The sequence below is a fragment of the Moorena sp. SIO3H5 genome (genome assembly GCF_010692395.1).
Lineage (GTDB): Bacteria > Cyanobacteriota > Cyanobacteriia > Cyanobacteriales > Coleofasciculaceae > Moorena.
In genome coordinates, this window is the sequence record NZ_JAAHHS010000613.1 from 1 (window position 1) to 3239 (window position 3239).

Below are 3239 nucleotides of genomic sequence, written 5' to 3' on the forward strand. Positions count from 1 at the left end.
TGTCAATTTTTTTACCCCTACTCCCTACCCCCTACTCCCTGCTCCCTATTCCCCTAATAGCGTCGAGTTTTCTGAACCCCATAAAATAGTCCTGTACCAATCGATAACAATATCAGTAGCCACAGAATACCACCAGGAAGAAAGGTAATAATACCAAAACCTCTGAGCAAATAAACCATAACGGTGATAGCGATAAGAGCGCCAAAAAAGTAGGCAATTATCAAAGTTTCAGATTGAGAAGGGGAACTCATATATAGCAAAGGGAAAAGGGAGTAGGGAGTAGGGAGTAGGGAGCAGTAATAATAAAGGCTCTCCTATTTTTGATGTTATGATAAATCACTAATCAATTATCACTAAAATTACCTAACATAGAGTTGGCTAGAATGGCGGCTTGAGTGCGATCGCGTACATTCAACCGACTCAAAATATGAGTAACGTGGTTTTTGACGGTCTTCTCAGAAATATACAAAGTATTAGCAATCTCTCGGTTGCTAGCACCGGTAGCAATTAGTCGTAAAATTTCCTGCTCTCTGGGAGTTAGTTCATCCCAACCCGGAGGTGGGCTAGGAGTGGGGTCTCGCATTTGAGTAGCAACTTTTTTGCCAATACCAGGGCCTAACTGAGTATAACCTTTTTGTACCGCTCGAATTGACTGGGCTAATTCTTCGGGAGGGGTGTCCTTCAGCAAATATCCGGCTGCTCCGCACTGTATGGCTTGGGTAACGTACTGGTCATCATCAAAGGTAGTTAGTACTAATACCTTTGTATCTGGGAATTGCTGACAAATTTCCCTGGTTGCAGCGACGCCATCCATGACAGGCATCCGAATATCCATTAGTATAACATCTGGCTGTAAGGTTTTTACCAGACTAATTGCCGTTTGTCCATTCTCGGCTTCACCGACTACCTGTAAGTCTTCTTCTAACTTCAGCAAGGCTTTTAATCCACGCCGAATTAGACTTTGGTCATCTACGAGTAAAATACGAATTATCATCAAGGATGAATTATATAGTAGTTTTCAATTCGGTTAGGTACTTTTTTCTAGGGAGTAGGGAACAAAGCTAATCACAATGCGTCTTTAATTCCTAGATAAGCGCGTTGGTATTTGAGATGTAAACCTGTATGATATTTTTTTTATTGGACAATAAAACTCCGGATCTATTTCCCCTATTGCTAGCATGCCTATTGCCTCTTGCCTTTTTATGCCATACCTGTGTTCACAACCGATGATACAAACGCGCTTAGCTTAAACTTTTGGTAAAGGAAAATGAGCGATAATTTGGCAGCCAGCTCCTGGTGCTGTTTCAATTTTAAAGGTTCCTCCTAAGGCTTGGGTGCGTTCTCGCATTCCTTGTAAACCAAAACCGGTTGTGTTCTGGTTTAGGGAAAATCCAATGCCATTGTCTTTAATAATTAATTGTAAAGCTGTTGCTGCTGTCTGAATTTGGATGTCTACTTCAGTAGGATTAGCATATTTAAAAATATTTGTCAAGCCTTCTTGGACAATACGGTAAACTGCTATTTTGATGTCGGCAGGGATTGAACGCTTTAGGTGAAGATGGCATGTAGGTGAGATTGCTGTGGACTTTTGGAAGTCTTCGATTAGGGATGCGATCGCATTTTCTAGAGATTGCTGTTGTAAGGGATTTAAACGCAAGGAAGCAACGGATTGACGTACATCCTTTAGAGCAGTTTTCCCGAGTTGTTTCGCTTCTAGAATAAATTCTTTGGCTTCATCGGGGTCAGATTGTAATAGTCTTAAAGCCGCTTCCAGGTGTAAATTAAATACCGTTAACGAATGTCCTAAAGAGTCATGAATTTCCCGAGCAATACGGTTACGTTCTTGGAGTGTAGCAATATCTTCAATGCGGAGGGCATAGTGACGCAGTTGAGCATTAGCCTTAGCCAGCTCTTCCCGACTTTTTCGTTCTGATAGTACAGCATCCACTAATAGCTGCAAAACGATTAAGACCAATACAAATATAAAGACAGAAGTCAATAATATAAATAGTAATCGCTCTGGAATCAACCCTGTTGGTGGTGCTCTGAAAACAGGAGGTGGTCTAAAGGGAGGACGATGCCTCAGACCATGATGCTGAAATCGCACCATTTGCTTCATTAGGAATAATATAACCGCAAATCCAGTCATCATTAAGCGACCTTGGAACTCGAAGATAAAACAGTTGCGAACAACTAATATAATTAACATCAGTTGCAACAGCCGAATATGTCCCACTATGGATGCTAAAACAATTACCCCAATTTCGGCAGCGCTGTAAAGTATCTTATAAATAGGCTTATTTGTTGGTAATCTCAATCCCATTAACCCAAATACTGCCAGGCAAACTAGATTGAGTAGTGGAGACCTAGGTAGCATGGGAAAGGGAAGTTTTAGTAATTCCACCAAAGCGGTAATAATCAGCAGTATCCACTCCAGGTAGAGCAAAAATCGAATGGGGTGGTTAGTAATTTGAATCGGATGGCGCATTAACGATTGTTGTAAACAACCAATAACAAACAACCAATAACCTTAATCCATGTGTCAAAGGTAATGCAAGACCCATTGGTCATCTCTAGCCCAGGACTAAAGTCCTAGAACAATTCAGGTCTTTTGCCTCATGTGGTTTCGCCCTCCCCGTTTTTAGGATAGAGACATCAAACAAAAATCAGCTCACTTCCAAACAGTTAGAAAGAAAGACAAGTGAACATCATGAACATCAAACGCTTTTCTCTACTGGCAGGTATCGCAGCAATTACCCTCACTAGTTTTCCCATGGCAGTTAATGCCCAAGAACTTCCTCCATTTTTATCTAATCTGAACATCACTGACCAGCAAAAAGACGAGTTTGAGGACATCATTAACAATACTGACTCCAAAATTGAGGATATTCTCACTCCCCAGCAACAACGACAGTACCGAACTATAAAAGTGCTCCGTCGTCAACTGCGAGAAGCAAGGGAAGGTCTGAATCTTTCCCAAGACCAGCTAAACCAAATGCAAAACATTAACAGGTCAGCACGACTTGAAATGAGGGGTATTCTCACCGACGAACAGCGCCAACAAATTCGTCAAGAAATAGGAGGAGCATTTCGAGGTAAAGGCCCATTTAGACGTAGATTTTTCCAAAACTAGATTATCTCTTGGAATATAGCAATTCTACGACTTTTGAGGTACAAATATCTAGGTTTTAGGGAGCAGGGAGCAGGGAGCAGGGAGCAGGGAGCAGGGAGCAGGGAGC

General features: G+C 41.6%; 3 protein-coding genes. 1 reads left to right on the plus strand and 2 read right to left on the minus strand.

Annotated elements, in window-relative coordinates; all coding sequences use genetic code 11:
- Positions 1-343 precede the first annotated feature (343 nt).
- Both F6K52_RS34440 and F6K52_RS34445 read right to left on the minus strand, forming a co-directional pair.
- Positions 344-994: a response regulator transcription factor gene (locus tag F6K52_RS34440; protein WP_293089414.1), complete on the minus strand. Its 651-nt coding sequence runs from the start codon at positions 992-994 to the stop codon at positions 344-346.
- Positions 995-1246: 252 nt separating this feature from the next.
- The gene (locus F6K52_RS34445) at positions 1247-2488 is read right to left on the minus strand and encodes a sensor histidine kinase (RefSeq protein WP_293089416.1); all 1242 of its coding nucleotides are present in this window, start codon (positions 2486-2488) and stop codon (positions 1247-1249) included.
- 222 nt (positions 2489-2710) lie between these two features.
- Between F6K52_RS34445 and F6K52_RS34450 the strand changes: the two genes are divergently transcribed.
- The gene (locus F6K52_RS34450; protein ID WP_293089419.1) at positions 2711-3133 is read left to right on the plus strand and encodes a Spy/CpxP family protein refolding chaperone; all 423 of its coding nucleotides are present in this window, start codon (positions 2711-2713) and stop codon (positions 3131-3133) included.
- Positions 3134-3239 lie beyond the last annotated feature (106 nt).

Bases quoted from the DNA above. Each gene is read 5' to 3' on its own strand.
- F6K52_RS34440 (WP_293089414.1), bottom strand. From the start codon at position 994: ATGATAATTCGTATTTTACTCGTAGATGACCAAAGTCTAATTCGGCGT.
- F6K52_RS34445 (WP_293089416.1), bottom strand. From the start codon at position 2,488: ATGCGCCATCCGATTCAAATTACTAACCACCCCATTCGATTTTTGCTC.
- F6K52_RS34450 (WP_293089419.1), top strand. From the start codon at position 2,711: ATGAACATCAAACGCTTTTCTCTACTGGCAGGTATCGCAGCAATTACC.